Genomic DNA, 24,278 nt, shown 5'->3' with positions numbered 1-24,278 from the left:
AACACCGGAGGAGGCATCACCATGGTGGACTATGTATTTGGCCATTCGCCCCAAGAGCTGGAGCGCCTGATGTTTCAGGCCCAAGTGCTGGAACCCTTCACTACGCGCCTGATCGAGCAGATGGGCATCGAGCCCGGCATGCGCGTCCTGGACCTGGGCTGCGGCGCGGGCGACGTGACCCTGCTGGTCAGCGAACGGGTGGGGCCTGGGGGCGCGGTCATGGGCATTGATCGCAGCGCCGAGGCCGTGGCACTGGCCCGCCACCGTGCCAGGCTGGCGGGGTTGACGCAGGCGAGCTTTGTCGTCGACGAAATCGACACATTCACCAGCCGCCAGCCTTTTGATGCAGTGATTGGCCGTTACGTGATGGTGCACCAGGCGAACCCCGTGGCGTTCCTGCGCAAGGCGGCGGGGTTTCTATGGCCGGGGGGCGTGATGGGCTTGCATGAGCTGCTGATCATGGAACCGATCGTTGAATCCCACCCCGGCGTTGCACTGTGGGACCAGCTGGGCCGGTGGTTCGTCACGGCCTTGCGCGCGGGGGCGCCAAATTGCGAGGTGGCGGGGCGAATGATCGAGTGTTTTGCCCAAGCCGGGTTGCCGCAACCGGGGCTGCTCTGCGAAAGGCCGGTGGGCGGTGGAGCGCAGTCACCCTTTTATCGTTGGGCAGCGGAGGCCATTCATGGCGTGTTGCCGCACTTGGTGCGCCTGGGGGTGACGTGCGAAGCAGAGGCCGATGTGGCGAGCCTGGAGCACCGCTTGCGCACGGCCTGCGTGCAGGCCCACGCGCAATTGCTGGGCCCCACGCAAATCTGCGCCTGGACCCAGGTGCCGTAGCAGCTGCCGCAGGCCGCGTCCGAAAGCGCCGCAAAGTCCTTGAAACACCGGGGGGCCAGACGCAGCCTTCGGCAGCTGCTACGCGAAATTCTGCGTACACCGCACCTGTAGCAGCGGCCGCAGGCCGCGTCAGGGCCCGCCGGGGGACAGCAGCAGGTTCGGCGCCTGGCGCTGGTAGCCTTCTTCGTCCAGGCGCAGGTCCAGCGGCAGGCTGGCAAGGTCCGCCGACAACGCTTCGGCGTCGGCGTCGTGCTCCAGGTACAGCAGCTTGAGGTAGCTGCCGCAATGGGGGCAGGTTTCGGCGCGCAGCGGCGCCGTGCCCGGGGCGTGGCGGTCGGTGGCAAGGCTGGTGTATTGCAGGCCCTGGCTTTTCTCGCAGTAGATGCACTTGACCCGCACCGCGTGCCATTCGCAGGCGCACAGCGAGCACACCAGGTAGCGCAAGCCGTTGTACGCGCCGCGGTGGCGGATGACCCCGGCCATGGCCGGCGAGCCGCAGGCCGGGCACTGGTTCAGGTGCGGGCCGGGCGTGAGCGCCATGCCCGGCATGTCCAGCAGCCAGTGGGTCCACGCAGCCTGCAGGGCCGCGCCCAGGAACGGCGCCACGGCAGCAGGCACCGCGCTGTATTGCCCGCTCAGCAGGCCCAGGGCCCAGACCTTGCGCTGGTCAGTGCTGGCCCCTTCCAATTGCAGCAACGCCTGCTGCACCGCCGGTTGCGCCGGCGGCGAATAGCGCAGCAGCAAGGCGTCCAGCCACGGCTGCCAGGCCCCTTCGCGCACCAGGCTGTCGAACACCAGCGGCGGCAGGCCGTGCTGGTGGCACATCTGCAGGCGCTCGGGCGCAGGCGTCGGCGCTGCCGGTGGGTGGTCGAGCAGGCTCTGCTGCACCTGGCACAGGTCGCCCGCCAGGTTCAGGTACTCGCCCAGCGCGTGCCCGGCCGCCAGGCTGTGCAAGCGCGCGGCGCGGTGGCTGAACAGCCCCGCCGGCGGCAGGCTGAACAACGGCGGCGAGCTGCTGGACGCTGCGATTTGTTGCGGTTCGAGAATCCTGCTCAAGGTTTGCTCCTGGGGGGATGATCGGCGACCTTGTCGCCGGTCACCTCGCGGTACCACAACGCGTGGTGCTTGCGCGCCCACGCCCGGCTGACCCAGCCATGCAGCATGGCGTCCACCGAACCCTTGATCCAGATACCGGCGTAGATGTGCACAATGATGCTGGTCACCAGCACGAAGGCGGCTGCGGCATGGGCCAGTACCGCCAGGCGAATGGTGGTGATGCCGAACCACTGGCTGAAATACACCCGCCAGATCACCACGCCACTCAACAGTAGCACCAGCATGCAGGCCAGCAAGGTCCAGAACAGCAGCTTTTGCCCCGGGTTGTACTTGCCGATGGGCGGCACGCCCTCCTCTTCGTTGAGCATCACCCGGTCGATGCGCTTGAGCCACAGCTTGTCGTTGTGGATGAAAAAGTTGGCGCGCCAGAAGCGAATCACCAGGCCCATGAACAGCACGAACATGGCCACGCCCATGAACGGGTGCAGGATGCGCGTCCACGGCCCGCCGCCGAACAGGTTGCTGAGCCAGAACAGCGCCGGGTGGAACAGCGCCAGGCCCGACAGCCCGGCCATGAAGAACAGGATCGCCACCAGCCAGTGGTTGGTGCGCTGGTTGGCGGTGTAGCGCAGGATCTGCTTGGGCATCATGGCCGGTCCTCCCCGCGGGGGTCGTAGGTGTGCACCGCCGGGTCGACCTGGTGCACGGCTGGGTCGGCATGCGGTTCTTCATCCTCTTCGGTGAGTTGCGGGCCCACGCGCACGTAGTGGAAGAACCCGGCCAGCACCGCCGCGCCCATGGCCAGCAGCGCCAGGGGCTTGGTCACGCCCTTCCACAGCCCCACCAGCGGGCTGATGGTGGGCTGGTTGGGCAGGCCGGCGTACAGCGCGGGCTGGTCGGCATGGTGCAGCACGTACATCACGTGGGTGCCGCCGACGCCGTCCGGGTCATACAGGCCGGCCTGGTCAAACCCGCGGCTTTTCAGGTCGACGATACGCTCGGCGGCATGCTCCTTCATGTCGGCCTTGGTGCCGAAGACGATGGCGCCCGTGGGGCAGGTTTTCACGCAGGCCGGCTCAAGGCCCACCGCCACCCGGTCCGAACACAGCGTGCACTTGTAGGCCTTGTGGTCCTTCTGCGAGATGCGCGGGATGTTGAACGGGCAACCGGTGATGCAATAGCCGCAGCCGATGCAGTGGTCCTGGTTGAAATCGACGATGCCGTTGGCATGCTTGATGATGGCCCCCGGGCTGGGGCAGGCCTTCAGGCAGCCAGGGTCGGCGCAGTGCATGCAGCCGTCCTTGCGGATCAGCCACTCGAGGTTGCCGCTGGCGGTGTTTTCGTGTTCGGTGAAGCGCATCACCGTCCAGCTTTCAGCCGTGAGGTCCATGGGGTTGTCGTAGGTGCCGTGGTTGTGCCCCACCTCGTCGCGCAGCTCGTTCCACTCCGAGCACGCCACCTGGCAGGCCTTGCAGCCGATGCACTTGGTGGTGTCGATGAGCTTGGCCACCTCCTCCAGCTGGCGCACCGACGAAGGCGGCGTGGTGGTGGCCGACTGCGCGAGAATGTCTTGAATGGCCATCTAGATTTTCTCCACGTTGACCAGGAACGACTTGGATTCCGGGGTCTGGGAATTGCCATCGCCCAGGAACGGCACCAGGGTGTTGGTGAGGAAGCCGTGGCGCGTCACCCCGGTGAAGCCCCAGTGCAGCGGGATGCCGATGTGGTGCACCACCTGGCCGTTCACCTGCAGCGGCCGGATGCGCTTGGTCACCACCGCCACCGCCTCGATGAAGCCGCGTTTGCAACTCACGCGCACACGGTCACCGGCCGCAATGCCCTTCTCGCCCGCCAGCACCTCGCCGATTTCCACGAACTGCTCGGGCTGGGCAATGGCGTTGAGGCGGCAGTGCTTGCTCCAGAAGTGGAAGTGCTCGGTGAGCCGGTAGCTGGTGGCCGCGTACGGGAAGTCCTTGGCCTGGCCCAGCGAGTCCCACACCGAGTCGAAGATGCGCGCCGCCGGGTTGCTGACCACCTGTTTGTTGCCCGGGTGCAGCGGGTTGATGCCGATGGGCGTCTCGAACGGCTCATAATGCTCGGGGAATGGCCCCTCGTTCATCTTGTCCACGGCGAAGAAACGCGCCACGCCCTCGGGGTTCATGATGAACGGGTTCATGCCCGCCTCCGGCGGCACGTCGGCCTTGTAGTCGGGCACGTCGGTGCCGCCCCAGCTCTTGCCGTTCCACCAGATCAAGCGTTTTTTCTCATCCCAGGGCTTGCCCGCAGGGTCGGCCGAGGCGCGGTTGTAAAGGATGCGCCGGTTCATCGGCCACGCCCACGCCCAGCCCAGGTGTTGCTTCATGCCGTAGGGGTCGCTGTTGTCGCGCCGGGCCATCTGGTTGCCCTGCTCGGTCCAGCTGCCGCAGAAAATCCAGCAGCCCGAGGCGGTGCTGCCGTCGTCCTTGAGCTGGGCGAAACCGGCCAGCTGGCTGCCGCCCTTCACGGCCGCGCCGGTGGCGTCGGTGAAGTCCACCACCGCCGCGCCATTGAGTTCCTTGGCAAGCTCTTCGGGCGACGGCTCGTCGGGGATCTTGTACGGCCACGACAGCTTCAGCAGCGGCTCGGCATACGCGCCGCCCTTGGCCTGGTACATCGCCTTCAAACGCATGTACAGCGCGCTCATGATCGACACGTCGGTGCGTACCTCGCCCGGCCCGTCGGCGCCCTTCCAGTGCCATTGCAGCCAGCGGCTGCTGTTGACCAGCGAGCCGTCTTCCTCGGCAAAACAGGTGGTGGGCAGGCGGATGACCTCGGTCTGGATGGCGCCGGTGTCGACATCGTTGAACGGCCCCACCTTCTCCCAGAACTGCGAGGTCTCGGTGGCCAGTGGGTCCATCACCACCAGCCACTTCAGCTTGGCCAGGGCCTTCATCACCCGGTTCTTGTCGGGCAACGCGGCAATGGGGTTGAAGCCCTGGCAGATGTAGCCGTTGACCTTGCCCTGGCCCATCAGGTCGAACATTTTCAGGATGTCGTAGTTGGGGATGTCCAGCTTCGGCAGCCAGTCGTAGCCCCAGTGGTTGTCGGCCGTGGCGTTGGCGCCGTACCACGACTTCATCAGGCTGACGTGGAACTTGCTGTAGTTCTGCCAGTAGGACAACTGCCCCGGCCGCAGCGGCTTCTGGGTGCGCTTGGTGATGAAAGCGTCGTAGTCCTGCTCGGCGTCCAGCCCCAGGGTGAGGTAGCCCGGCAGCGAGTTGGACAGCAGCCCCAGGTCGGTCAGCCCCTGGATATTGGAGTGCCCGCGCAAGGCGTTGACGCCGCCACCGGGCATGCCGACGTTGCCCAGCAGCAGTTGCACCATGGCCGCGCTGCGGATGATCTGGGAGCCGATGGAGTGCTGGGTCCAGCCCAGGGCGTAGAGGATGGTCATGGTCTTGCCGGGCACCGCGCAGGTGGCGATCTCGTCCCAGACCTTGCGCATGGCGTCCATGGGCATGCCGCAGGTCTGGCTGGCCAGTTCCAGGGTGTAGCGGCTGTAATGCTGCTTCATCAGCTGGTACACGCAGCGCGGGTCCTGCAGCGTCGGGTCGACCTTGGCGAAGCCGTCGTCACCCAGTTCGTAGCCCCAGGTGGACTTGTCGGTGTAGGTGCGCTTGGCCGCGTCGTAGCCGGTGAACAGCCCGTCCTCGAAGCCGAAGCCGGCCTTGACGATAAACGACACGTCGGTGTAATTGCGCACGTATTCGTGCTGGATCTTGTCCTCGGTGAGCAGGAAATTGATCAGCCCGCCCATGAAGGCGATATCACTGCCGGTGCGAATCGGCGCGTAGTAGTCGGCCACCGAGGCGGTGCGGGTAAAGCGTGGGTCCACCACGATCAACCGCGCCTGGTTGTGCGCCTTGGCTTCGGTCACCCATTTGAAGCCGCACGGGTGCGCCTCGGCCGCGTTGCCGCCCATCACCAGAATCAGGTTGGCGTTGCCTATGTCGGTCCATGTGTTGGTCATGGCACCGCGGCCGTACGTCGGGGCAAGACTTGCCACCGTCGGGCCGTGTCAGACACGCGCCTGGTTATCAAACCCCAGCATGCCCAGGCTGCGCACCACCTTGTGCGTCAGGTAGCCTGCTTCATTGGAGGCCGCCGAGGCGGCGAGGAAACCGGTGGTGACCCAGCGGTTCACCGTCTGGCCCTTGTCGTTCCTCTCGACGAAGTTGGCGTCGCGGTCGGCCTTCATCAGCGCCGCCACGCGGTCCAGCGCCTCGTCCCAGCTCACCCGCGTCCATTCATTGCTGCCCGGCTTGCGCACCTGCGGGTATTGCAGGCGGTCGGGGCTATGAATGAAGTCCAGCAGGCCGGCGCCCTTGGGGCACAGCGTGCCACGGTTCACCGGGTGGTCGGCGTCGCCTTCGATGTGAATGATGTTCTGCGCAACGTTCTTCGCCGCGTCGCCCTGGCTGTACATGATCAGCCCGCAGCCCACCGAGCAGTACGGGCAGGTGTTGCGGGTCTCTTTGGTGTGGGCCAGTTTGAAATGCCGAACCTGCTCGGCAAACGCCGGCGCCGGCGCCATGCCCAGCGCGCCGATGCTGGCGCCGGCCAGGCCAATGCCGGCGACCTTGAAGAACTGACGACGGTTGAGGTCCATCGTGCAACTCCTGGTTTTGGGGGTGTCAGGATTAACGATAGACCTGATAATGGCGGGCGTCGTTGCCGCCGGTCATCCCCCAATCCCGTAGCAGCTGCCGCAAGGCGGCGTCCGGCTACACCGCCCGTTTCCTGAACATACGCGTCGCCCGTACTCGCACTTGCGGCCGTTGCTTGTGGAGCGGCCTTCCGCTCGCTCCACACCCGCCGCCACTGCGCTTTGGATGATGCTGTAAAACAAGGGAAGAACTGCTTATTCACCCTTTGGCGTTATATGCGCTTCATTACTGCAGACTAGTCGGCCACTTGCACTGTGAGCGAATTTAGCAACGTCCAGTCCATATAGTGCAATCGATTCCCCCCCCAATACCAACTCACAACAGCACCAGGCAAAATGGTGCCAGGGGTAATCACTCCTGTTTTTACGAATTCCAGAGCGCCAGTTTGGCCGTCATTGCCCCCAGTTCCCGACTCAGTATTTAACGACCAAGAAGCTCGATGACCTGTTTGATAAAATGCGACCCCAACGCCAGGAATAGGCGTAGCAGCGATTACTGTTTCTAATAAGTTAGGTGGCTGACTACCTATCTTATTCTCAAGCACACCGTTGGTGTTAGGATCGTTTACAATGACCAAACGATGATTAGCCGGAACGGTATTAGTCATAGCAATTCGTGCACCGATAGCTAATGAAGCTGGCACCACAACGCTCTGCACCGGTAAAGCACAATCAAAGCTAGCGGTTCTGGCCGAATCATACCAATCGCATGCCCCATTGATAATCGGGTTAAAAACAGACAACTTGTATATGTCGGACCTGACGAATTGCCCGGACGCTCTTCGCGCTACGTAATAAATTGAAACCTCACTATTTGCATTTGCATAAATAATGCCCCGCGGCACGACGAACAGCATATCGACCGCCTCAATAACTGTTCTACCTTCAACAAAACTTCCGCCTCCAACAGCCCCCTCCCAATGAACAGTCACCTCATCACCATCCCCCATCCCCCCATAATGCGGGATGATCAGCGCCGCACTCTGCAAAGGTTTCATCAGGTTTAGGGTAGCCGAGGTCGGCGTCGCTGAAATCGGATCAGCCTCCAACACATAAGGTATCGTCGAAACAAGGTCAGGTAATACCTGCACCGTGAAATCCCGTATTGGAAAAGTGACCACGTTACTGCTATTTCCCGTGAAGGCGACCTTCATCACCAACTTCAAGGTGCTAGCGTGCTTGAGTGCCTGCAACCGAGCAAGGGCAATGGGCCTTGCCACCCCGCTCAAACTGGCGACGGGCAGATCACTTGCCAATTGAATAATATCGCTGCTCCCGTTAGCCAACGTCCCCTGCGCCTCCAGCCAATACCGCTGCACCCTCTCAATAAACAGCCAGGCCGCCACTGTTGCAGTGGCATCTCCCGTCAGCCGCGACACATTCAATATATTCGTCCCCCCCGCTTCCGTGATATCGGGCTGCGGCAATGCACCCTGCGCAATCGCCAATACCGTCAACGTCATGGGCACGGAAATACCAATCGCTTCCCCGCCGCTATCACCAAACACCACATACTCCACCACCACCTGCTTGCCCAACGCCGCCGCAACAAACTCGCGCGGCACCGGCGCCTGCACCTGCCCATCGATGCTCACCGTCACCCATGGCACATACGAGGCCTGGGCGCCGGCCACCGTCCACAAGCCGGCCAGCACATTGCCCACCTTGAGGCGCGCATCGGTCACCGTCAGCGTGGCGGTGTTTTCCTCATTGCTCGTACCCGGCTTGATCGGGTTCAGCGTAGTGACCTCATTGCCCGTCGCATCCTTGACCTTGGGCGCCGGCCAAGGCAGCGTGCTGCCTGCCTCGATGCGGGCCGCAAGCGTCTCGGAGCCGCCCCGGCTGCCATCGGCATGCGTTACCTGGTAGCTCACCTCAAGGCGTGTGTTGGCGTCGATGTACGGGTCCTTTGCAAGGGTGAAGGCAATGTCGTCGTTGAGGTTGCCGTCGTGCACTGGGTAACAAAGGGTTACCCATTTTTGGTCGCCGACCACGGACACGCAGATGTCGTCGTCGATACGCTTGCCAGGGTAGTTGCCCACCATGATGTGGGTGGAGCCAACCACCAGGCCGGGGTCGATGACGGCGTTGGGGAAATCCTTGAACCAGGGCGCCGGCAACGTGCCGCCCACTATCGAGACGTTCAAGGTGAGCACCGGCGAGTCGTGCTGCACCTGCTCCTTGGTCACTACGCGGTACGACACCCGCAGGTCGCTGCTGCCGGCCAGCACCACGGCATACTCGTTAGGCACGGCGACGACCACCGGCAGCCCCACGTGGGTGTTGTCGATATTGACCTGGACGCTGTGATCCACGTTGGAACCCCTGCTGGTGGTACCACGCCAGTAGACATAGAGGGTATCGCCAATCTCCATTGCGCTGTATGCGCGCACGGTTATCCCCACCGGGCCGCTGCCTACCGTCGCCAGCTGCAGGGTGGTGCCGGTGACATGCTCCACCTCGGGCAGCGCCAGGTCCAGCGGGTTGCCAACCACGCTCGCCTCCGCGGTGCGGGAGCGGCGCTGCTGGCCGTTGACCAGCGCCTCGTACACCACCCGCACATGCCCGCCTGACAACGGCGCAGCCTCGCTGTTGGGGACCACCACTTCAAACCCACGACTGTCCTCGTTGCCGCTTACCACATGGGTCTGCGTGTGCGGGCGGCTGCTGCCCTGGGCCGTTGTGCCAGTCCAGATAATCGTCACCTCCGTGCCGAGGGCAATCACGCCGCGGTTAGCCGGAATGTACACTTTCGGGTGCTTGCCGGCCAAGACGTCCAGGTCCAGGACGCCACCCACTGCGTCATCGATTTCCGGCGCAAACAGCAGGAGCGAACCGTCCTCCACATTGACTCGGGTGTCGCGGCTGAACAGCGACCAGTTGTTGACCACGTCACGCACGTCGTAGCGCACGATAAGGTTATCGCCCAGGTCCTGCACGATCACGGACCAAGGCACGGTGATGGTGATGGAGGCGCCACTGGCCTCGGCGGCCGTCAATGGCGCATGCGCGATGCGATGGCCGTTCCAGTGCAGGGTCGCCACATCACCCTCATGGGCGTTCTGCCACATGGGAATAGTGACCACCAGCGGCTGTGGCGGGGACGTGATGTCAATGGACGCGGGAATACCCAGGGGCAGCGCCAGGTTTTCATTGGTGTAAGGGGTTGCGGGTTCGGGGTCCACGCCGCCCGGGATGGTGGTCTTGACCAGCACAGTGGCGTCGAAAGAAAAGGTCTGGTTACTGCTGGAGCGCTCCACGTGGTAGTGCACCGGGTAGGTCTGCACGGTGTCCAGCCAGCTTTGCCGGCCTTGGCCCAGGGGAATGTTCAGGGGGAAAACCTGGATGGTCACCACGCCCAGGACCTGGTGGTCGATGTTGAAGACGGCGCTGCCGATCTCGATGTTGTCCCAGTACAGAACAATGCCATCGCCGATTGCCGCCCCCACGTAAACGGGGATGTGGAAGGTAAGATAATGCAGGGGGTCGAACATGTCCTGGTAGTTCAGCCCATCGGGGCGGCTGGGCAGGCGTGGGGCGATCAGGGTTGGCTGGCCAGTGTGGGGGGGATGACTGGCGAGCTTGGCGCGCATCTGCCGCAGCAGCTGGATGAATGAAGTCATGGCGGGTTCCTCTGGGGGCCGGCGGGGTGTCGGCGGATCAGCGGAACGTAGCACCGGGGTTATTGGAACCGCACCTGTCAGAACTGACAGGTGCGGTTGGAAGGCTTGCGCCGAAGGGCTTCGTGGTTGCCACCCTCACGTTGCGCGGTGCCGATGACGCGGCCTGGGGTCATGCCCATACGCGCCAACACGGCGCCCCGTAGCAGCTGCCGAAGGCGGCGTCAGCGGTATATCAGTTGAAACGCGGTGGGCCCGGACGCCGCCTGCGGCAGCTGCTACGGGGAGAGCAGTTGCGCCAGGTGCTGCAGTTCGGCGGGTTCAACGTCGGAGACGGCGATGAATTGCATGTGGTTTTGCCGCCAGGTCACCAGGTTGAAGCCACGGCTGCTCAGGGCCTGGCGCGCGTTGTCGGGCTGCGCGCTGGGCATCACGAACAGGTTGATGGTGTGCTGCCCGTGACCATAGGTGAGCGCGGCCGCCGTCTGGTGCTGCAGGTAGTCCAGCCGGCCGCCCAGCAGCGGGAAGCCTTGCCCGGCGAAGTCCGTCACCGGCGGCGCGAAGTCCAGCTTGCCGGTGAACCAGGGCTTGACGGTGTGGCGGTCGGAGGACACCACGTCGTTGAGGTGCTGGCCCATCAGCGACCGCACGTGGCTGGAGACGGCTTCGTCGACAAGGTCGGGCGCGGTGCTGGGCGTGTGGATGTACAGCACCAGTGCCAGGGCCAGCATGGCCGCCGAGGCCAGCGGCGCGAACCACTGCCGCCAGGGTTTGGCGGCAACTGGCGCGTCCATGTCGCGCAGCAACACTTTCAGGTCCCCCGGCACGGCAAAGCGTGGCGCGGTGGTTTGCACGCTGGCCACCCAGCGTGTCAGTTCGGCCATTTGCCGCGCGCAGTCAGGGCATTGCGCCAAGTGCGCCCGCACGCTGTCGCGCTCCAACGGCGCCAGTTCGTCGTCCACGTAGGCATTCAATAACCCCTGGCACGCCCTGTGGTCGATCATGGCTGCAGCCCCTGCAAGTGCACGCGCAACGCTGCCCGCGCGCGGGCCAGCCGCGACATCACGGTGCCGATGGGCACGCCCGTCACCTGGGCGATGTCCTTGTACGGCAGGCCTTCCAGGTCTTTCAACACGATGACCTCCCGGTACCCAGGCGCCAGCGCCTGCAGGGCTTGTTGCAGCAAATGGGCGTGTTCGGCCTGCATGGCCATGCCCTCGGGGTTCAGCGCCACGTCGTCACTGATGTCGTCGTCCATGGCCACCCACGGTGTGTGCGCGGCCAGGCGCAGCCAGCTCATGCTCTCGTTGCGCACGATGCTCAGGAACCAGGCGCGCGGGTTTACGCCGTCGAAGCTGTCCAGGTACTTGAAGGCGCGGTAGGCGCTTTCCTGCACCACGTCGTGGGCGGCTGCGTCGCTGGCGGTCAGCCAGCGCGCGAGGTTGTAGGCCGCTGGCAGGTGCGGGGCGAACAAGGCTTCGAAGCGCTTCATGGCGGCTTTTGACCTGACCTGTGTGAAGTAACCGCCAAGGGCACGGTTTTATTCCCGCAAAAATAAAAAAAATGTGCGGAATAAAGCCCACCCCTGCCCCGTTTAGATGACTGTCAGCCACCCCGGCTGCAGCCTGCGACGGAGCCTTGCCATGACCACCCGACACCCTACCCGCCCCCCCCGCACCGACAGCTTAGCCGCCTACGCCCCCTCGCGCCGCGAGTTGCTCAAATGCTCGGCCTGGGCCGGCGCCGGCGTGGTGTGGGCACTGAGCGGCGGCATCCCCCGTGCCTTTGCCCTCGACAGCAGCGGCCAGCCCAGCGACCCGGCGGCGCTGGCCACGGGTTTTCAGTTCGTGCAACTGAGCGACTCGCACATCGGCTTCAACAAGGAGGCCAATCCCGAGCCGCTGAAAACCCTGCAAATAGCCATCGACAAGGTCATCGCCCTGCCCGTGCGCCCGGCGTTGATTCTGCACACCGGCGACATTACCCACCTGTCGCGGCCGGACGAGTTCGATCTGGCCGACCAGGCTTTCAAGGCCCTGCCCGCCACGGTGCACTACGTGCCCGGCGAGCATGACACCCTGGACGAAGGCGGCGGCAAGTTGTACCTGCAGCGCTACGGCAAAGGCACCCAGGGCAACGGCTGGTACAGCTTCGACGACCACGGCGTGCACTTCATCGCGCTGGTGAACGTGTTCAACTTCCAGGCCGGCCACGAGGCCACCCTGGGCAGCGACCAGCTGGCCTGGCTGGCCGACGACCTGCGCGCCGTGAGCAAGAGCACGCCGGTGGTGGTGTACACGCACATCCCGCTGTGGACCATCTACCAGCCCTGGGGCTGGGGCACCGAGGACGGCGCCCAGGCCATCGCCCTGCTGCGCGACTACGGTTCGGTGACCGTGCTCAACGGCCACATCCACCAGGTGATCCAGAAGGTGGAAGGCAACATCACCTTCCACACCGCGCGCGGCACCGCCTACCCGCAACCGGCGCCGGGCGCGGCGCCCAACCCCGGGCCCATGACCGTGGCCGCCGACCAGTTGCGCAACTACCTGGGCCTGACCGAGGTGCGCGCCACCCAGGGCGACCACCCGCTGGCGTTGCTCGACGCCACCCTGGTGACGTCATGAAGACCTGGCTGCTGATGGCGCTGCTGCTGGCCGGCAGCGCCCAGGCCGCCGAGGTGCGCATCGACATCAAGGGCTTCATGTTCGACCCGCAGCCGCTGCAGATACCCACCGGCACCACGGTGACCTGGGTCAACCACGACCCCATCCCGCATACGGTGGCAGAGAGTGGGCATCTGTTCAGGTCGGGGGCGCTGGATACCGATGACACCTTTTCCTGGACCTTTACCACGGCGGGTACGTTCCAGTATTTCTGCACGGTGCACCCGCAGATGGTGGGCACGATTCATGTGGTGCCCAGTACGTAGGCGTCGACATCACTTTCACTGATGCCCGCTATCAACACCCTCCATTTCAACCCCGGCATGGCGCCTTCGTAGAATAGCGCCATACCCGAATGGAGGGCCTTGATATGAAATACCTGATCGCACTCGCGCTGTCCGTACTGGCCGCGTTCAGCTCCTTCACCCACGCCGCTGAAGCGGCGCCGGTGCAGGCCGCCGTGCAAACCCAGGCCAGCGCTGGCTATGACTACTCCCAGGACCTGGACATTGCCAAGGTGGTGCGCATGAACACCGCGCCCGGCAACCAGTGTGGCCCGGTGCAGGGCCACATGACTTACATCGACAGCAAGGGCGTGCAGCACGAGCTGAATTACACCCGCCTGGGCGACAGCTGCGACAAGGGCTGATCAGCGCGCCGCCAGCCGTGCACACAAGCGGCTGACGCACACCGAGCCCACCACCGCCAGGATGATCGGCACCAGGAAGTCGTGCTCGATACGGGTGAATTCCACCACCAGCACAATGGCCGTGAGCGGCATGCTCATGGATGACGATAGAAACGCCGCCGCACCGACAATGGCGAACGCACCCAGCGGCACGCCGGGCCACAGCAGGTTCCAGCCGCCGCCCAGTATCACTGCCAGCAAGGCACCGCAGGCCAGCGCCGGGGTCAGCAGCCCGCCTTCGGCACCGGCACGCAAGCTGCTGCTGGTGACCACCAGCTTGGCCAGCAGCAATATCGCCGCCAACCCAATGGTCAATTGATCATCGAAGCCCAGCTGCGCCGGGCCCTTGCCGTTGCCCAGCACCTGCGGCAGGTAGATGGCCAGGCAGCCAATCAGGGTGAAGTTAATCAGCGACAGCAGCGGCAATTGCCAGCCCCGCGCGGCGCGCCCGCGGGCCGCGCCGGTCAAGCGCGTGAAACCGTAGGCCGCCAGTCCGAACAACGGCCCGCACAGCAGCGCCCAGGTGATCAAGCCAGGGCTGACGACAAACGCCGGCACCGTGTACTGCGCCTCCGCACCCAAGCCCAGCCAGGCCACTGATGCGCCGATGGCCGAGGTGGCCAGGGCGATGATGGCTTCGCGCCAGGCGAACTTTGCCAACAACACTTCCAGCACGAACACCGCCCCGCCCAAGGGCACGTTGTACACCGCCGCCAGGCCAGCGCCGGCGCCGCAGGCGATCATCAGCCGGCGGGTGTCGCTGTCCAGGCCGCTCCAGCGCGAAAGGCGGTCGGCGATCAGCGAGCCCAGTTCGCGCGGCGCCACTTCGCGGCCGAGCGGCGAACCCAGGGCTACAGTGATGATCTGCAGCAACACATGCACCAAGGTGGCCTTGCCGGGCATGCGCGCCTCGGCGTTGCTGACCGCTTGCTTGATGCTGACCAGCGGTTTGCCAAAGCGGTACAGCAGGTACCAGCCCAGCCCCGCGACCAGGCCGCACAGCGCCAGGGCAGCCACGCGGCGCTCGGGCGCGGCGGCGGTTACGCCGAACAGGAAGCTTTCATGGCCCACCAGGTGGTCCTGGCTGTAGCCGTAGGCCAGGTGCTGGATGCCGTGCAGCAGCAACGCCAGCAGCATGCCGCCCAGGCCGGCGCCAATGCCGGTGAGCAGTACCACGAAAACCAGCGCGGCGGTGGCACGCACCGGGGAACGGGTGGCCAGGGGTGTTTCAGGCAACGACATGCAGGGCTCCAGCCGTGTAGGGATGGCGTTGATGGTAGCGGGCGCGGGGGTGGGCGCCTATGGCTGGGGCGGTTATTGGGAGCTGGGCGGTATGGGTTGTCCGTTACACGCCGTTTTACGCTGTTTTGTCGCTGCAGTACCGTCGCGTAGCCGCTGCCGCAGGCTGCGCTGGCCCTTGTGTGCACTGGAAATTTATAGCGAGGTGCAGGGCCAGCGCAGCCTGGCGGCAGCGGCTACGCGACAGTGGAGGGCCTGATAGGGGCGATTGTTACCTGATTTGGAAAACAGACTTACGACCTGCGACCTAGCGTCGCACCCTAGCCGTTGGTAGAGTAGCGCCGGATTGAAAGAACCTGTAAGGAACGCCCATGCTTCGTCTCGTCGCCTACGCACTGCTGCTGTTGATTTCGTGCGGCATTGCCGTCGATCATCGCCGCGAGTACCGCCGTGGTCAGGCCCGTCGCCGGGCGCTGGTGGCTTCGCAGCACACCCGCGCGCAAGACTGACGCCTACTGCAACGACGCCTGCCCACCCGGCAATACCGCCCGCAGATGGCTGATCAGCACTTTGATCTTGGCATCCAGGTAGCGCCGGTTGGTGTACACCGCATAGACGTTCAGGCACTGCAACCGATACTGCGGCAACACCCGCACCAGGCTGCCATTGTCGATGCCCTTCTGGGCCGAGAACACCGGCAGCGAGCCTATCCCCATCCCTGATTCGATCGCCTCGATCATGGCATCGCCCATGTTCACCTGGAACGCCGACGGCCCCAGGGTGATGCGCTGCACGTCCTCGTCCCCATGAAACTCCCACTGGTTGCTGGCACTGCTGGGGTTCACCAGCCGCAGGCACTCGTGGCGCTGCAACGCCTGGGGCGTGGCCGGCGCGCCATGGCGGGCGATGTAGTCGGGTGAGGCGCACAGCACGCTGTAGGACTGGCCGATGCGCTGGCTGACGTAGCCCGAGTCGGGCAGTTGCGGGGCCAGCACGATGGCGACGTCGATGCCCTCCTCGATCAGGTCCGGCATGCGGTTGGCCATGGTCAGCTCGAAGCTGACGTCGGGGTATTGCTGGCGGTAGTCGGCAATGGCCGGCACCACGTAGTGGCGGCCCACGCCCATCATCGAATGCACCCGCAGGCGGCCGCTGGGGCGCAGCTGGGTGTCACCGGCTTCGACTTCGGCTTCGTCGACGTGGGCGATGATCTGTTCGCAGCGGGCCAGGTAGCGCTGGCCCACTTCGGTGAGGGCGACGTGGCGGGTGCTCCGGTTCAGCAGCCGGGCGCGCAGGTGCGTCTCCAGCGCGGCGACGCTGCGCGAGACGGTGGCCACGGCCACGTTCAGTTGTTTGGCGGCATGGCTGAAACTGCCAGCCTCGGCGACGCAGACGAAGGTGCGCATGTTTTGCAGAGTGTCCATCGAATGCCTCTTGGATGGTGAAGCTGCAATTGTCACACACAGATGCGGAATGATTATTCCGCAGGATGAAAAGGCTATTCGCCCGGAACGCAAAAGCGTGGGAGCTGGCTTGCCAGCGAGCTTTCAAGGGCTGAAAAGCTCGCTGGCAAGCCAGCTCCCACAGGGACCTCAACGGATCAGATGCCGTCGCGGGCGATGTCCATGGCGAAGTAGGTGAAGATCAGGTCGGCACCGGCGCGCTTGATGGCGCCCAGGCTTTCACGCACCACGCGGGCTTCGTCGATGGCACCGGCCTGGGCACCGAACTTGATCATCGCGTATTCGCCACTCACCTGGTAGGCGGTAAGCGGCAGCCGCGAGGCTTCGCGGATGTCGCGGATGATGTCCAGATACGCACCGGCCGGCTTGACCATGATGGCGTCAGCGCCTTCCTGCTCGTCCATCAGCGACTCGCGCACGGCTTCGCGGCGGTTCATCGGGTTCATCTGGTAGGCCTTGCGGTCACCCTTGAGCGCCGAGCCGCCGGCTTCGCGGAACGGGCCATACAGGGCCGAGGCGAACTTGGTGGAATAGGCCATGATCGAGGTGTCGATGAAGCCAGCCTCGTCCAGGGCGCTGCGGATGGCCTGCACTTGCCCGTCCATGGCCGCCGACGGCGAGATGAAGTCGGCACCGGCGCGGGCAGCGGCCACGGCCTGCTTGCCCAGGTTGCGCAAGGTGGCGTCGTTGTCCACGCCGTGGTCGCACAGCACGCCGCAGTGGCCGTGGGAGGTGTACTCGCAGAAGCAGGTGTCGGCCATCACGATCATTTCCGGCACGGCGTCCTTGCAGATGCGCGCCATGCGCGACACCAGGCCGTTTTCCTGCCAGGTGTCGCTGCCGTCGGCATCCAGCTTGTGCGACACGCCGAAGGTCATCACCGACTTGATGCCGGCGCGGGCGTAGCGCTCGATCTCGCCGGCCAGCTTCGATTCGGGAATACGCATCACGCCCGGCATGCTGGTGATGGGCACGAAGTCATCGATCTCTTCCTCGACGAAAATCGGCAGCACCAGGTCGTCCAGGCTGAACTCGGTTTCCTGGAACAGCGAACGGAGGTTCTCGGAACGCCGCAGGCGCCGTGGACGAGCGATAGGGAACTGGGACATCGGAAATCCTGTGTTGAAGATGACAATTCAGTGCGTCAGATTATGCCTGTCCGGCGTTGAGGACAAATCGGCTTTGACAATGCATTCTTGCAGTTATTGTAACAGTGCCTGCCACGGCCTCGCATTCATCAAGGGAACCATCATGGCCAAGCTGCGCGTAGGGGTAATTTTCGGGGGCCGTTCGGCCGAACATGAAGTGTCGCTGCAGTCGGCGCGCAACATCGTCGAGGCGCTGGACCGCGAGCGCTTCGAGCCAGTGCTGATCGGCATCGACAAGGACGGCCAGTGGCACCTCAACGATGCCTCCAACTACCTGCTGAACCAGGAAGACCCGGCGCTGATCGCCCTCAACCGCTCCAACCGCGAGCTGGCCCTGGTGCCCGGCAAGGCCCAGCACCAGCTGGTGGAAACCGGTGCCTCGGCCTTGGCGCACATCGACGTGATCTTCCCGGTGGTGCACGGCACCCAGGGCGAGGATGGCTGCCTGCAGGGCCTGCTGCGCATGGCCGACCTGCCCTTCGTGGGCTCGGACGTGCTGGGCTCGGCGGTGTGCATGGACAAGGACGTCAGCAAGCGCCTGCTGCGCGACGCGGGCCTGGCCATTACCCCCTTCATCAGCCTCAACCGCGCCACCGCCCGCCGCCGCGACTTTGCCCAGGTGCAGGCCGAGCTGGGCCTGCCGCTGTTCGTCAAGCCGGCAAACCTGGGCTCGTCGGTGGGCGTGAGCAAGGTCGAGGACGAGGCCGGCTACTGGCAGGCCGTGGAACTGGCCCTGGCCTTCGATGAGAAAGTGCTGGTGGAAGCCGCGGTCAAGGGCCGCGAAATCGAATGCGCCGTGCTGGGCAACGACGAGCCGCTGGCCAGCGGCTGCGGCGAGATCGTGGTCAAGGGCGGCTTCTATTCCTACGACAGCAAATACATCGACGGCGACGCAGCACAAGTGCTGGTGCCGGCGGACATCCCCGCAGCGGCCAGCGAGCGCATTCGCGCGCTGGCCGTGGAAGCGTTTCAGGTGCTGGGCTGCAGCGGCCTGGCGCGGGTGGACGTGTTCCTGACCGACAGCGGCGAGGTGATCATCAACGAGCTCAACACCCTGCCCGGCTTCACCCGCATCAGCATGTACCCGCAGCTGTGGCTGGCGGCGGGTATGACGTATACCGAGCTGGTGAGCCGGTTGATTGAATTGGCGTTGGAGCGGCATGGGCAGCGCAGTGGGTTGAAGTCGAGCCGGTAGGAGCCACGGGGCGGCCATCCGCCTTGGTCGCGATGCATACACCGCGAATGAACCTGCCATGCGACCGGCGTCGCGGCCATCGCGGCCAAGGCCGGCTCCTACGCAAACCGAGGTAGGAGCCGACCTTGGTCGCGATACAGCCACCGCGAATGAACCTGCCATGCGACCGGCGTCGCGGCCATCGCGGCCAAGGCCGGCTCCTACGCCAACCGTGGTAGGAGCCGACCTTGGTCGCGATACAGCCACCGCAAATGAACCTGCCATGCGACCGGCGTCGCTGCCATCGCGGCCAAGGCCGGCTCCTACGCAAACCGGGGTAGGAGCCGACCTTGGTCGCGATGCACACACCGCAAATGAACCTGCCATGCAATCAGCGTCGTGGCCATCGCGGCCAAGGCCGGCTCCTACGCAAACCGAGGTAGGAGCCGACCTTGGTCGCGATGCACGCACCGCGAATCAATCGGTCATGCAATCAGCGTCGTCGCCAACCGGCGTAGGGGGCAGCCACCGCGAATCGCCGAGCCGGCAATAATCGGAAGCTATTCAACGCCCCGCGACGCGCCCGCATGCACTAGGTTTGGGTTTTGCCAAGGAGGCACTCCCTCATGCACAAATCACCCAACCTGCGGAACGGTCGCTTCTCGGAATTGAATCGCGTTTACCTGTTGACCACGGTCACTCTCGATCGCAAGACGCTTTTCACGCACCCGCACCTTGCACGCCCGGTGATCGATGCAATCAAAACAGCCGAGCGGGAACAAGCCGTACGCACCCTCTGCTGGGTACTGATGCCTAATCACCTACATTGGCTGGCAGAGCTGCGCCAAGGCACCCTGGCTGGGCTGATGGGGCGCCTTAAGTCTCGATCAACGCTTGGTATCAATCGGGCTGGCGGCACCTCGGGCCCGGTCTGGCAACGGGGCTATCACGACCATGCCCTGCGCCAGGAAGAGGATCTCATGCGCATGGCCCGTTATGTGGTCGCCAATCCGATTCGCGCAGGGATCGTGGCGTGCCCTGCCGACTACCCGTTCTGGGACGCGTGCTGGCGCACCGGAGGCGCGCTTAAAGCACCTGCTGGTCAGTAATCATCGACTGCACAATAAAGTCTTTCTGCGCAGGGGTCAGGGTGTCCCAGATGTGAGTTTTGCCGTACAGCCCCAGGCCGCCGATGATGTACAGCACCAGGGCGCAGATAATGGCGATGGAGGTGGCGGTCCAGCGGCCTTCGTCGTGTTCTTCGTGGGCGCCCTGCAGTTCGGCGCGCGGGCTGACGGAGGTGCCGCTGAACAGGCGGCGGAACGTTTGCAACAGGAAAAGCAGGACCAGGCGCAGCATGGGTTTTCAGTCTCTCTAAAAGGTACAGGGGTGCGCAGTCCGTGCGCGGCTGTGAATCAAAAAGCGGAAACGAAAAAGCCCGTCGCATGGACGGGCTTTTTTATAAGAAGTAAGGAGGCGTGCTCCTGCGGCTCTGTTGGCCGAATGCTGGCGATTTTACATGTACTATTTGGTTAATTCCACATCTGCCTGCCAGTGCACGACAGACGGTCAGTCATCGTACAACCAAGCCTGAACCCCCGTGATCTATGCTGGTTGTTCCACCCGGAGCAGCCGTCATGACGACCCAAGTCTACCTGATCAACAACCTCGATTCGGCGCTGGCCACGACCACCACCGTCAGCCCCGCGCTCAGCGCTGCCGACTGGGGCGTGAACAACACCCAGCTGCCGCCCCTGCTGCACCAGCCGGTGTGGTGGATGAACCGCGACGAAGGGATCACCGACGGCCACACCTGGCTCTTCACCAGCACCCTGACCCTGGGCAACGTAGCGGTGCAACTGCAGGCGCAATTGACCGGCACCTTTGCCGGCAGCACGATCCTGATCCGCATCGGCGCTGGCGGGAACAGCACCCCATGGTCCGGCGACGCCAATGTCAGCCTCGACTTCCCAGGCCAGGACAACCGCCACTACAGCATCACCGGCACCTACCAGGGCCAGGGCCTGGGCTACGACAACGTGCAATTCTCCATCGGCCAGCGGGCGCTGGCGCAAATCGACCACGTGATCGTGATGATGATGGAAAACCGCTCGTTCGATAACGTGCTGGGCTACCTCTACAGCCCCACACACCCGCCTGCGCTTAACATTCCACCGGCGGCCAACGCCGATTTCCGCGGGCTGGCCTACAGCCCCGCCAGCAATACCGCGCCGGGTGTCAACGGCGGCAAGCCGCTGGCGGCGTGCTGCGGTGCCAGCGGCTGGACGGTGCCCACGCCCGACCCGGGCGAGGAGTTCGACCACGTCAGCGCCCAGGTCGCGAACAACATGGGCGGGTTCCTCAAGGATTACGCCAGCCTGCCCAGCACACCCACCGATACCGGCCAGATCATGCAGAGCTATAGCCCTGCGCAGTTGCCGGTGCTGTCGAAGCTGGCCAGGGCGTTCGCGGTCAGTGACGCCTGGCACGCCTCGGTGCCCAGCCAGACCTGGCCCAACCGCAGTTTCCTGCTGACCGGCTCGTCGTTCGGCCAGGTCAACAATGACCATTGGCCGTGGAAGCTGACCACGGTGTTCGACGTGCTGGGCAGCCAGAATATCGACTGGAAGGTCTATAACGCCGGCACCCTGCCCTCCCTGGTCAAGACGTTGTTCGCCGAGAACTACTTCGACAACACGCACAACTTCGGCAAGCTGGACGAGTTCCAGCACGCCGTGAGCCAAGGCACGTTGCCGCCGCTGACCTTCCTGGAACCCAGCTTCGGCCTCTCGGAAAACCTGGGGCATGACCGCAGCTACCACCCGCCCTATGACGTGCGCCCGGCCGAACTGCTGCTGGCCCAGGTCTACGAGATGATCGCCAGCAGCCCCAAGGTGGATCGCACCTTGTTCGTGCTGCTGTTCGACGAACATGGCGGGACGTTCGACCACGTGCAACCACCTTGCGGTGCGCAGCCGCCGCTGCCCTATGCCACGGCGCCAACCGATGGCCAGCCGTTCGCCTTCGACCGCTTCGGCGTGCGCGTGCCAGCCATTGTGATGTCTTCCTACACGCCCCAGGGCGCCGTGTTCCGCAGTGCCACGGGAGTGCCGTTCGACCACACCTCGGTGCTGGCCACGGTGCGCGACTGGCTGGGCCTGCAAACCGCGTTCAAACAACAGCTGCCCAGCCCGCGCATTGCCGCGGCGCCGACCCTGGCGCCGGTGTTGCCGCTCACCCAGCCCAGGCCCTGGCCCTCGCTGAAGGCAGAAATCGCTCAGTTGCAAGCGGCCGTGGCCGGCCTGGCAGCACAGCCGATGCCCGACGCCACGCCGCTGCACGATCAACAACGCGCGGTGCTGATGATGGCCAACATCGAGGCCAGCGGCCGTGCGCCACGGCCCCAGGACTGGCAGGCGGCCAAGGCCCAGTTGCGCACCCTGGGGGATGCCCGGCGCCTGCACCCGGCCTTGGCGCCGTTCCTGCCCAAGCAGTGAGCTGCGTCAGTCGAGCAGCGCATCCACCAAGCGCGTCCAATCAAACGGCACCGTATCGGTATAGGTCATGCCCCGCTCCGCCATGCGCTCCACCAACCCACGCTGGGTAGCGACAATGGCCAAGCTCATGTTCGGCGCCACGCCGACATCGGCCGCAGTCTTGGCCACCTCTTCCATTTCCTCGGCACGCCGGCGGCCATGCTCGGCCACGCGGCTGATCAGGTAGTGCGGCAACTCGGCGTCCCAGCCCATGCTGGGAAAGCTCTTGTGCAGCGACGCCAGCACCGCGTCCTCGGCGCCATATTGGCGGGCGGTGGACAGGCACTCGGTGGTCAGCGCCTCCAGGCCCTTGATCATCACGCTGCGGCACATCTTGATGGCGGAGGCCACGCCGACGTCTTCGGCGACCACGCGCACATTGAAATCCAACGGCGCCAACCAGCCGGCCACTTCCTCGGCGCGCTCGCCGCCGAGCAGGATCGGCGTCTGCAGCCGTTGCGGTGGCACCGGCGCCATCACGGCGGCGTCAATGTAGCTGCCGCCGGCAGCCGTGATGGCCGCGCAGGCGCTGCGCTTGGTGTTGGGCGCCACCGAGTTGATGTCCATGAACACCTGCCCCGGCGCGATCAGCGTGGCCACCTGCTCGGCCACGCCCAGGGCGGAGCCGGCGGTGACGGCGCTGATGATCAGGTCGGCACCGGCAATGGCCTCGGCGGCCGTATTACACAGGGCCACGCCACTGGCCGTGGCCTTGGCGCGCAGGGCCTCGCCCAGGCGGTCACAGGCGCGAACGGCCAGGCCCTGGGCCGCCAGGTCGTGGCCAAGAATACCGCCGGCTTCACCGAAACCGATCAGGGCAATGCGAAGGCTGTGGTCTGTCATTTTGAGCTCTCTGGCAAAGTGGCAACGGGCGCCGTGGCGGCGCGTTCAGGGGCAGCGAGGTAGGCGTCGAAGCGCTGGCGGTCGAAGAGTTTTTCCCAGCGGCAGATCACGAACACCGCCACGCTGTTGCCGATGACGTTGGTGGTGGAGGTGGCGATGGCCAGCACCCGGTCGATGCCGAACAGCAAGCCCACGGCGCCCATGGGCAGCACGCGCACGGTCTGCAGGGTGGCGGCCAGCTTGATCACCGCGCCGCCCGCCGAGCCGGCGCCGCCCTTGGAGGTCAGCAGCATCACCGCCAGCAGGCTGAGCTGCTGGCCCCAGGACAACGAGGTGTCGGTGGCCTGGGCCAGGAAGCCCAGGCCGCAAGCCATGTACAGGCAGGCGCCGTCAATGTTGAAGCTGTAGCCGGCGGGCAGCACGAAGCCCACCACTGCCTCGTCGCAGCCGGCCTGCTTGAGCTTGTCCACCAAGCGCGGGAACGCCGCTTCGCTGGAGGCGGTGCCCATGGCGATGATCGCTTCTTCCTTGATCACCCGCAGAATCTTCAGCAGCGAGAACCCCGCCAGTGCCGCGACACTGCCCAAAATCAGGAAGATGAATATCAGCACGCTGGCGTAGTAGGTCAGCACGTAGCGCAGCAGGTACAGCAGGGTCGAATGCCCATAGCTGCCCACGGCCGCCGCCATGGCGCCGAACGCGCCCAAGGGCGACAGGCGCATGATGTAGCCCAGCAGCTTGAAGATCACCACCTGCCCTTCATTGAGCAGGCGCAGGCCCACCCAGTCGGGCTTGGCGCATTGGGCCAGGGCCACGCCCACCAGCACCGAGACGAACAGCACCGGCAGAATCTCGCCATCGACGAAGGCCGCGCCCAGGGTGCGCGGGATGATCGACAGCATGAAGTGGCTGAGGCTGAAACTGTCGGCCGCCAGGGCGGCGGTCTGCCCGGCCGCCTCGCCGGTCAGGGTGTCGGCCATGTGCAGGTGCAGGCCGTCACCGGGCCGCACCAGCGACACCACCACGAAGCCGGTGAGCATGGCCAGGGTGCTGACCACTTCGAAATACACCAGGGTCTTGATGCCAATACGGCCCAGGCGGCGAAAGTCGCCAATGTGGGCGATGCCGTGGACCACGGTGAAGAAGATGATCGGCCCCAGCAGCATCTTCAACAGGGCGATGAACGCCGTGCCCAGGGGCTTCATCTGCACGGCGGTGTCAGGTGCCAGCAGCCCCAGGGCGATGGCCAGGGCCATGGCAATGAGCACCTGGACATATAGCTTGCCAAGCCATTTCATGGGTG

At 64.8% G+C, this 24,278-nt stretch carries 21 protein-coding genes; 8 read left to right on the top strand and 13 right to left on the bottom strand.

Annotated features, from left to right (window positions below; translation table 11 throughout):
- Nucleotides 1-21 precede the first annotated feature (21 nt).
- Nucleotides 22-837 (top strand): class I SAM-dependent methyltransferase, encoded by an 816-nt coding sequence (locus tag ACWKWX_RS21225; RefSeq protein WP_483828824.1) that lies wholly within the window; start codon nt 22-24, stop codon nt 835-837.
- 129 nt (nt 838-966) lie between these two features.
- Here ACWKWX_RS21225 and fdhE read toward each other — a convergent pair whose 3' ends face one another.
- From fdhE to ACWKWX_RS21190, 7 genes are all read right to left on the bottom strand, one after another.
- Complete coding sequence (gene fdhE, locus ACWKWX_RS21220) at nt 967-1,893, bottom strand: formate dehydrogenase accessory protein FdhE (RefSeq protein ID WP_483828823.1); 927 nt, start codon at nt 1,891-1,893, stop codon at nt 967-969.
- Nucleotides 1,890-2,543: a formate dehydrogenase subunit gamma gene (locus tag ACWKWX_RS21215; protein ID WP_483828822.1), complete on the bottom strand. Its 654-nt coding sequence runs from the start codon at nt 2,541-2,543 to the stop codon at nt 1,890-1,892. Before ACWKWX_RS21215 ends, fdhE begins: the two co-directional genes overlap by 4 nt.
- On the bottom strand, nt 2,540-3,475 hold the full coding sequence (gene fdxH / locus ACWKWX_RS21210; RefSeq protein WP_416424428.1) for a formate dehydrogenase subunit beta: 936 nt from the start codon (nt 3,473-3,475) through the stop codon (nt 2,540-2,542). The genes ACWKWX_RS21215 and fdxH overlap by 4 nt, the downstream gene beginning before the upstream one ends.
- Nucleotides 3,476-6,541 carry a formate dehydrogenase-N subunit alpha gene (gene fdnG / locus ACWKWX_RS21205; RefSeq protein WP_483828821.1) on the bottom strand — a complete coding sequence of 1,022 codons (3,066 nt, stop codon included), beginning with the start codon at nt 6,539-6,541 and terminating at the stop codon, nt 3,476-3,478. It abuts the gene before it with no gap.
- A 293-nt stretch (nt 6,542-6,834) separates the two neighbouring features.
- Entirely contained in the window at nt 6,835-10,221 is a 3,387-nt protein-coding gene (locus tag ACWKWX_RS21200; protein WP_483828820.1) for a hypothetical protein, read from the bottom strand.
- A 275-nt stretch (nt 10,222-10,496) separates the two neighbouring features.
- The gene (locus ACWKWX_RS21195; protein WP_483828819.1) at nt 10,497-11,222 is read right to left on the bottom strand and encodes an anti-sigma factor family protein; all 726 of its coding nucleotides are present in this window, start codon (nt 11,220-11,222) and stop codon (nt 10,497-10,499) included.
- On the bottom strand, nt 11,219-11,710 hold the full coding sequence (locus ACWKWX_RS21190; RefSeq protein ID WP_483828818.1) for a sigma-70 family RNA polymerase sigma factor: 492 nt from the start codon (nt 11,708-11,710) through the stop codon (nt 11,219-11,221). Before ACWKWX_RS21190 ends, ACWKWX_RS21195 begins: the two co-directional genes overlap by 4 nt.
- A 151-nt stretch (nt 11,711-11,861) precedes the next feature.
- Between ACWKWX_RS21190 and ACWKWX_RS21185 the strand changes: the two genes are divergently transcribed.
- The 3 genes from ACWKWX_RS21185 (at nt 11,862) to ACWKWX_RS21175 (ending at nt 13,533) form a co-directional block, all read left to right on the top strand.
- Nucleotides 11,862-12,845 carry a metallophosphoesterase family protein gene (locus ACWKWX_RS21185; protein ID WP_483828817.1) on the top strand — a complete coding sequence of 328 codons (984 nt, stop codon included), beginning with the start codon at nt 11,862-11,864 and terminating at the stop codon, nt 12,843-12,845.
- The gene (locus ACWKWX_RS21180; protein ID WP_483828816.1) at nt 12,842-13,150 is read left to right on the top strand and encodes a cupredoxin domain-containing protein; all 309 of its coding nucleotides are present in this window, start codon (nt 12,842-12,844) and stop codon (nt 13,148-13,150) included. The genes ACWKWX_RS21185 and ACWKWX_RS21180 overlap by 4 nt, the downstream gene beginning before the upstream one ends.
- A 104-nt stretch (nt 13,151-13,254) precedes the next feature.
- Nucleotides 13,255-13,533, top strand: coding sequence for a DUF2790 domain-containing protein (locus ACWKWX_RS21175; protein ID WP_416424434.1), 279 nt, complete (start codon nt 13,255-13,257; stop codon nt 13,531-13,533).
- Here the strand turns inward: ACWKWX_RS21175 and ACWKWX_RS21170 are convergent, their stop codons facing one another.
- Complete coding sequence (locus tag ACWKWX_RS21170; protein ID WP_483828815.1) at nt 13,534-14,814, bottom strand: chloride channel protein; 1,281 nt, start codon at nt 14,812-14,814, stop codon at nt 13,534-13,536.
- 368 nt (nt 14,815-15,182) lie between these two features.
- On the opposite strand from ACWKWX_RS21170, the gene ACWKWX_RS21165 reads away from it, so the two are divergent.
- On the top strand, nt 15,183-15,320 hold the full coding sequence (locus tag ACWKWX_RS21165) for a hypothetical protein (protein WP_416424436.1): 138 nt from the start codon (nt 15,183-15,185) through the stop codon (nt 15,318-15,320).
- Between the two features lie 3 nt (nt 15,321-15,323).
- Here the strand turns inward: ACWKWX_RS21165 and ACWKWX_RS21160 are convergent, their stop codons facing one another.
- Together ACWKWX_RS21160 and hemB are read right to left on the bottom strand one after the other, a co-directional pair.
- Nucleotides 15,324-16,235 carry a LysR family transcriptional regulator gene (locus ACWKWX_RS21160; protein WP_416424437.1) on the bottom strand — a complete coding sequence of 304 codons (912 nt, stop codon included), beginning with the start codon at nt 16,233-16,235 and terminating at the stop codon, nt 15,324-15,326.
- A gap of 176 nt (nt 16,236-16,411) precedes the next feature.
- Nucleotides 16,412-17,383, bottom strand: a complete 972-nt coding sequence (gene hemB / locus ACWKWX_RS21155; protein WP_416424438.1) for a porphobilinogen synthase — start codon at nt 17,381-17,383, stop codon at nt 16,412-16,414.
- 142 nt (nt 17,384-17,525) lie between these two features.
- Here hemB and ddlA point away from each other — a divergent pair, with 142 nt between their 5' ends.
- Both ddlA and ACWKWX_RS21145 read left to right on the top strand, forming a co-directional pair.
- Nucleotides 17,526-18,617, top strand: coding sequence for a D-alanine--D-alanine ligase (gene ddlA, locus ACWKWX_RS21150; RefSeq protein WP_483828814.1), 1,092 nt, complete (start codon nt 17,526-17,528; stop codon nt 18,615-18,617).
- Between the two features lie 605 nt (nt 18,618-19,222).
- Nucleotides 19,223-19,705, top strand: a complete 483-nt coding sequence (locus ACWKWX_RS21145; protein WP_483828813.1) for an REP-associated tyrosine transposase — start codon at nt 19,223-19,225, stop codon at nt 19,703-19,705.
- Here ACWKWX_RS21145 and ACWKWX_RS21140 read toward each other — a convergent pair.
- Nucleotides 19,683-19,955, bottom strand: coding sequence for a hypothetical protein (locus ACWKWX_RS21140; RefSeq protein ID WP_416424441.1), 273 nt, complete (start codon nt 19,953-19,955; stop codon nt 19,683-19,685). The two genes, ACWKWX_RS21145 and ACWKWX_RS21140, sit on opposite strands and share 23 nt — an antisense overlap.
- Before the next feature lie 278 nt (nt 19,956-20,233).
- Here ACWKWX_RS21140 and ACWKWX_RS21135 point away from each other — a divergent pair, with 278 nt between their 5' ends.
- Entirely contained in the window at nt 20,234-22,093 is a 1,860-nt protein-coding gene (locus tag ACWKWX_RS21135; RefSeq protein WP_483828812.1) for an alkaline phosphatase family protein, read from the top strand.
- Nucleotides 22,094-22,099: 6 nt separating this feature from the next.
- On the opposite strand, the gene ACWKWX_RS21130 is transcribed toward ACWKWX_RS21135, so the two are convergent.
- Nucleotides 22,100-22,975 carry an NAD(P)-dependent oxidoreductase gene (locus ACWKWX_RS21130; RefSeq protein ID WP_483828811.1) on the bottom strand — a complete coding sequence of 292 codons (876 nt, stop codon included), beginning with the start codon at nt 22,973-22,975 and terminating at the stop codon, nt 22,100-22,102.
- On the bottom strand, nt 22,972-24,273 hold the full coding sequence (locus ACWKWX_RS21125; protein ID WP_416424444.1) for a cation:dicarboxylate symporter family transporter: 1,302 nt from the start codon (nt 24,271-24,273) through the stop codon (nt 22,972-22,974). Before ACWKWX_RS21125 ends, ACWKWX_RS21130 begins: the two co-directional genes overlap by 4 nt.
- Nucleotides 24,274-24,278: the final 5 nt, after the last annotated feature.

Source organism: Pseudomonas imperatae, assembly GCF_057128625.1.
The sequence above is the reverse complement of the archived record's forward strand: the minus strand, read 5'-3'. Positions and strand labels throughout refer to the sequence as shown.

Bases quoted from the DNA above. Each gene is read 5' to 3' on its own strand.
- ACWKWX_RS21170 (WP_483828815.1), bottom strand. From the start codon at position 14,814: ATGTCGTTGCCTGAAACACCCCTGGCCACCCGTTCCCCGGTGCGTGCC.
- ACWKWX_RS21160 (WP_416424437.1), bottom strand. From the start codon at position 16,235: ATGGACACTCTGCAAAACATGCGCACCTTCGTCTGCGTCGCCGAGGCT.
- ddlA (WP_483828814.1), top strand. From the start codon at position 17,526: ATGGCCAAGCTGCGCGTAGGGGTAATTTTCGGGGGCCGTTCGGCCGAA.
- ACWKWX_RS21225 (WP_483828824.1), top strand. From the start codon at position 22: ATGGTGGACTATGTATTTGGCCATTCGCCCCAAGAGCTGGAGCGCCTG.
- ACWKWX_RS21200 (WP_483828820.1), bottom strand. From the start codon at position 10,221: ATGACTTCATTCATCCAGCTGCTGCGGCAGATGCGCGCCAAGCTCGCC.
- ACWKWX_RS21165 (WP_416424436.1), top strand. From the start codon at position 15,183: ATGCTTCGTCTCGTCGCCTACGCACTGCTGCTGTTGATTTCGTGCGGC.
- ACWKWX_RS21215 (WP_483828822.1), bottom strand. From the start codon at position 2,543: ATGATGCCCAAGCAGATCCTGCGCTACACCGCCAACCAGCGCACCAAC.
- ACWKWX_RS21125 (WP_416424444.1), bottom strand. From the start codon at position 24,273: ATGAAATGGCTTGGCAAGCTATATGTCCAGGTGCTCATTGCCATGGCC.
- ACWKWX_RS21140 (WP_416424441.1), bottom strand. From the start codon at position 19,955: ATGCTGCGCCTGGTCCTGCTTTTCCTGTTGCAAACGTTCCGCCGCCTG.
- ACWKWX_RS21185 (WP_483828817.1), top strand. From the start codon at position 11,862: ATGACCACCCGACACCCTACCCGCCCCCCCCGCACCGACAGCTTAGCC.
- ACWKWX_RS21130 (WP_483828811.1), bottom strand. From the start codon at position 22,975: ATGACAGACCACAGCCTTCGCATTGCCCTGATCGGTTTCGGTGAAGCC.
- ACWKWX_RS21175 (WP_416424434.1), top strand. From the start codon at position 13,255: ATGAAATACCTGATCGCACTCGCGCTGTCCGTACTGGCCGCGTTCAGC.
- ACWKWX_RS21190 (WP_483828818.1), bottom strand. From the start codon at position 11,710: ATGAAGCGCTTCGAAGCCTTGTTCGCCCCGCACCTGCCAGCGGCCTAC.
- ACWKWX_RS21180 (WP_483828816.1), top strand. From the start codon at position 12,842: ATGAAGACCTGGCTGCTGATGGCGCTGCTGCTGGCCGGCAGCGCCCAG.
- ACWKWX_RS21145 (WP_483828813.1), top strand. From the start codon at position 19,223: ATGCACAAATCACCCAACCTGCGGAACGGTCGCTTCTCGGAATTGAAT.
- hemB (WP_416424438.1), bottom strand. From the start codon at position 17,383: ATGTCCCAGTTCCCTATCGCTCGTCCACGGCGCCTGCGGCGTTCCGAG.
- ACWKWX_RS21135 (WP_483828812.1), top strand. From the start codon at position 20,234: ATGACGACCCAAGTCTACCTGATCAACAACCTCGATTCGGCGCTGGCC.
- fdxH (WP_416424428.1), bottom strand. From the start codon at position 3,475: ATGGCCATTCAAGACATTCTCGCGCAGTCGGCCACCACCACGCCGCCT.
- ACWKWX_RS21195 (WP_483828819.1), bottom strand. From the start codon at position 11,222: ATGATCGACCACAGGGCGTGCCAGGGGTTATTGAATGCCTACGTGGAC.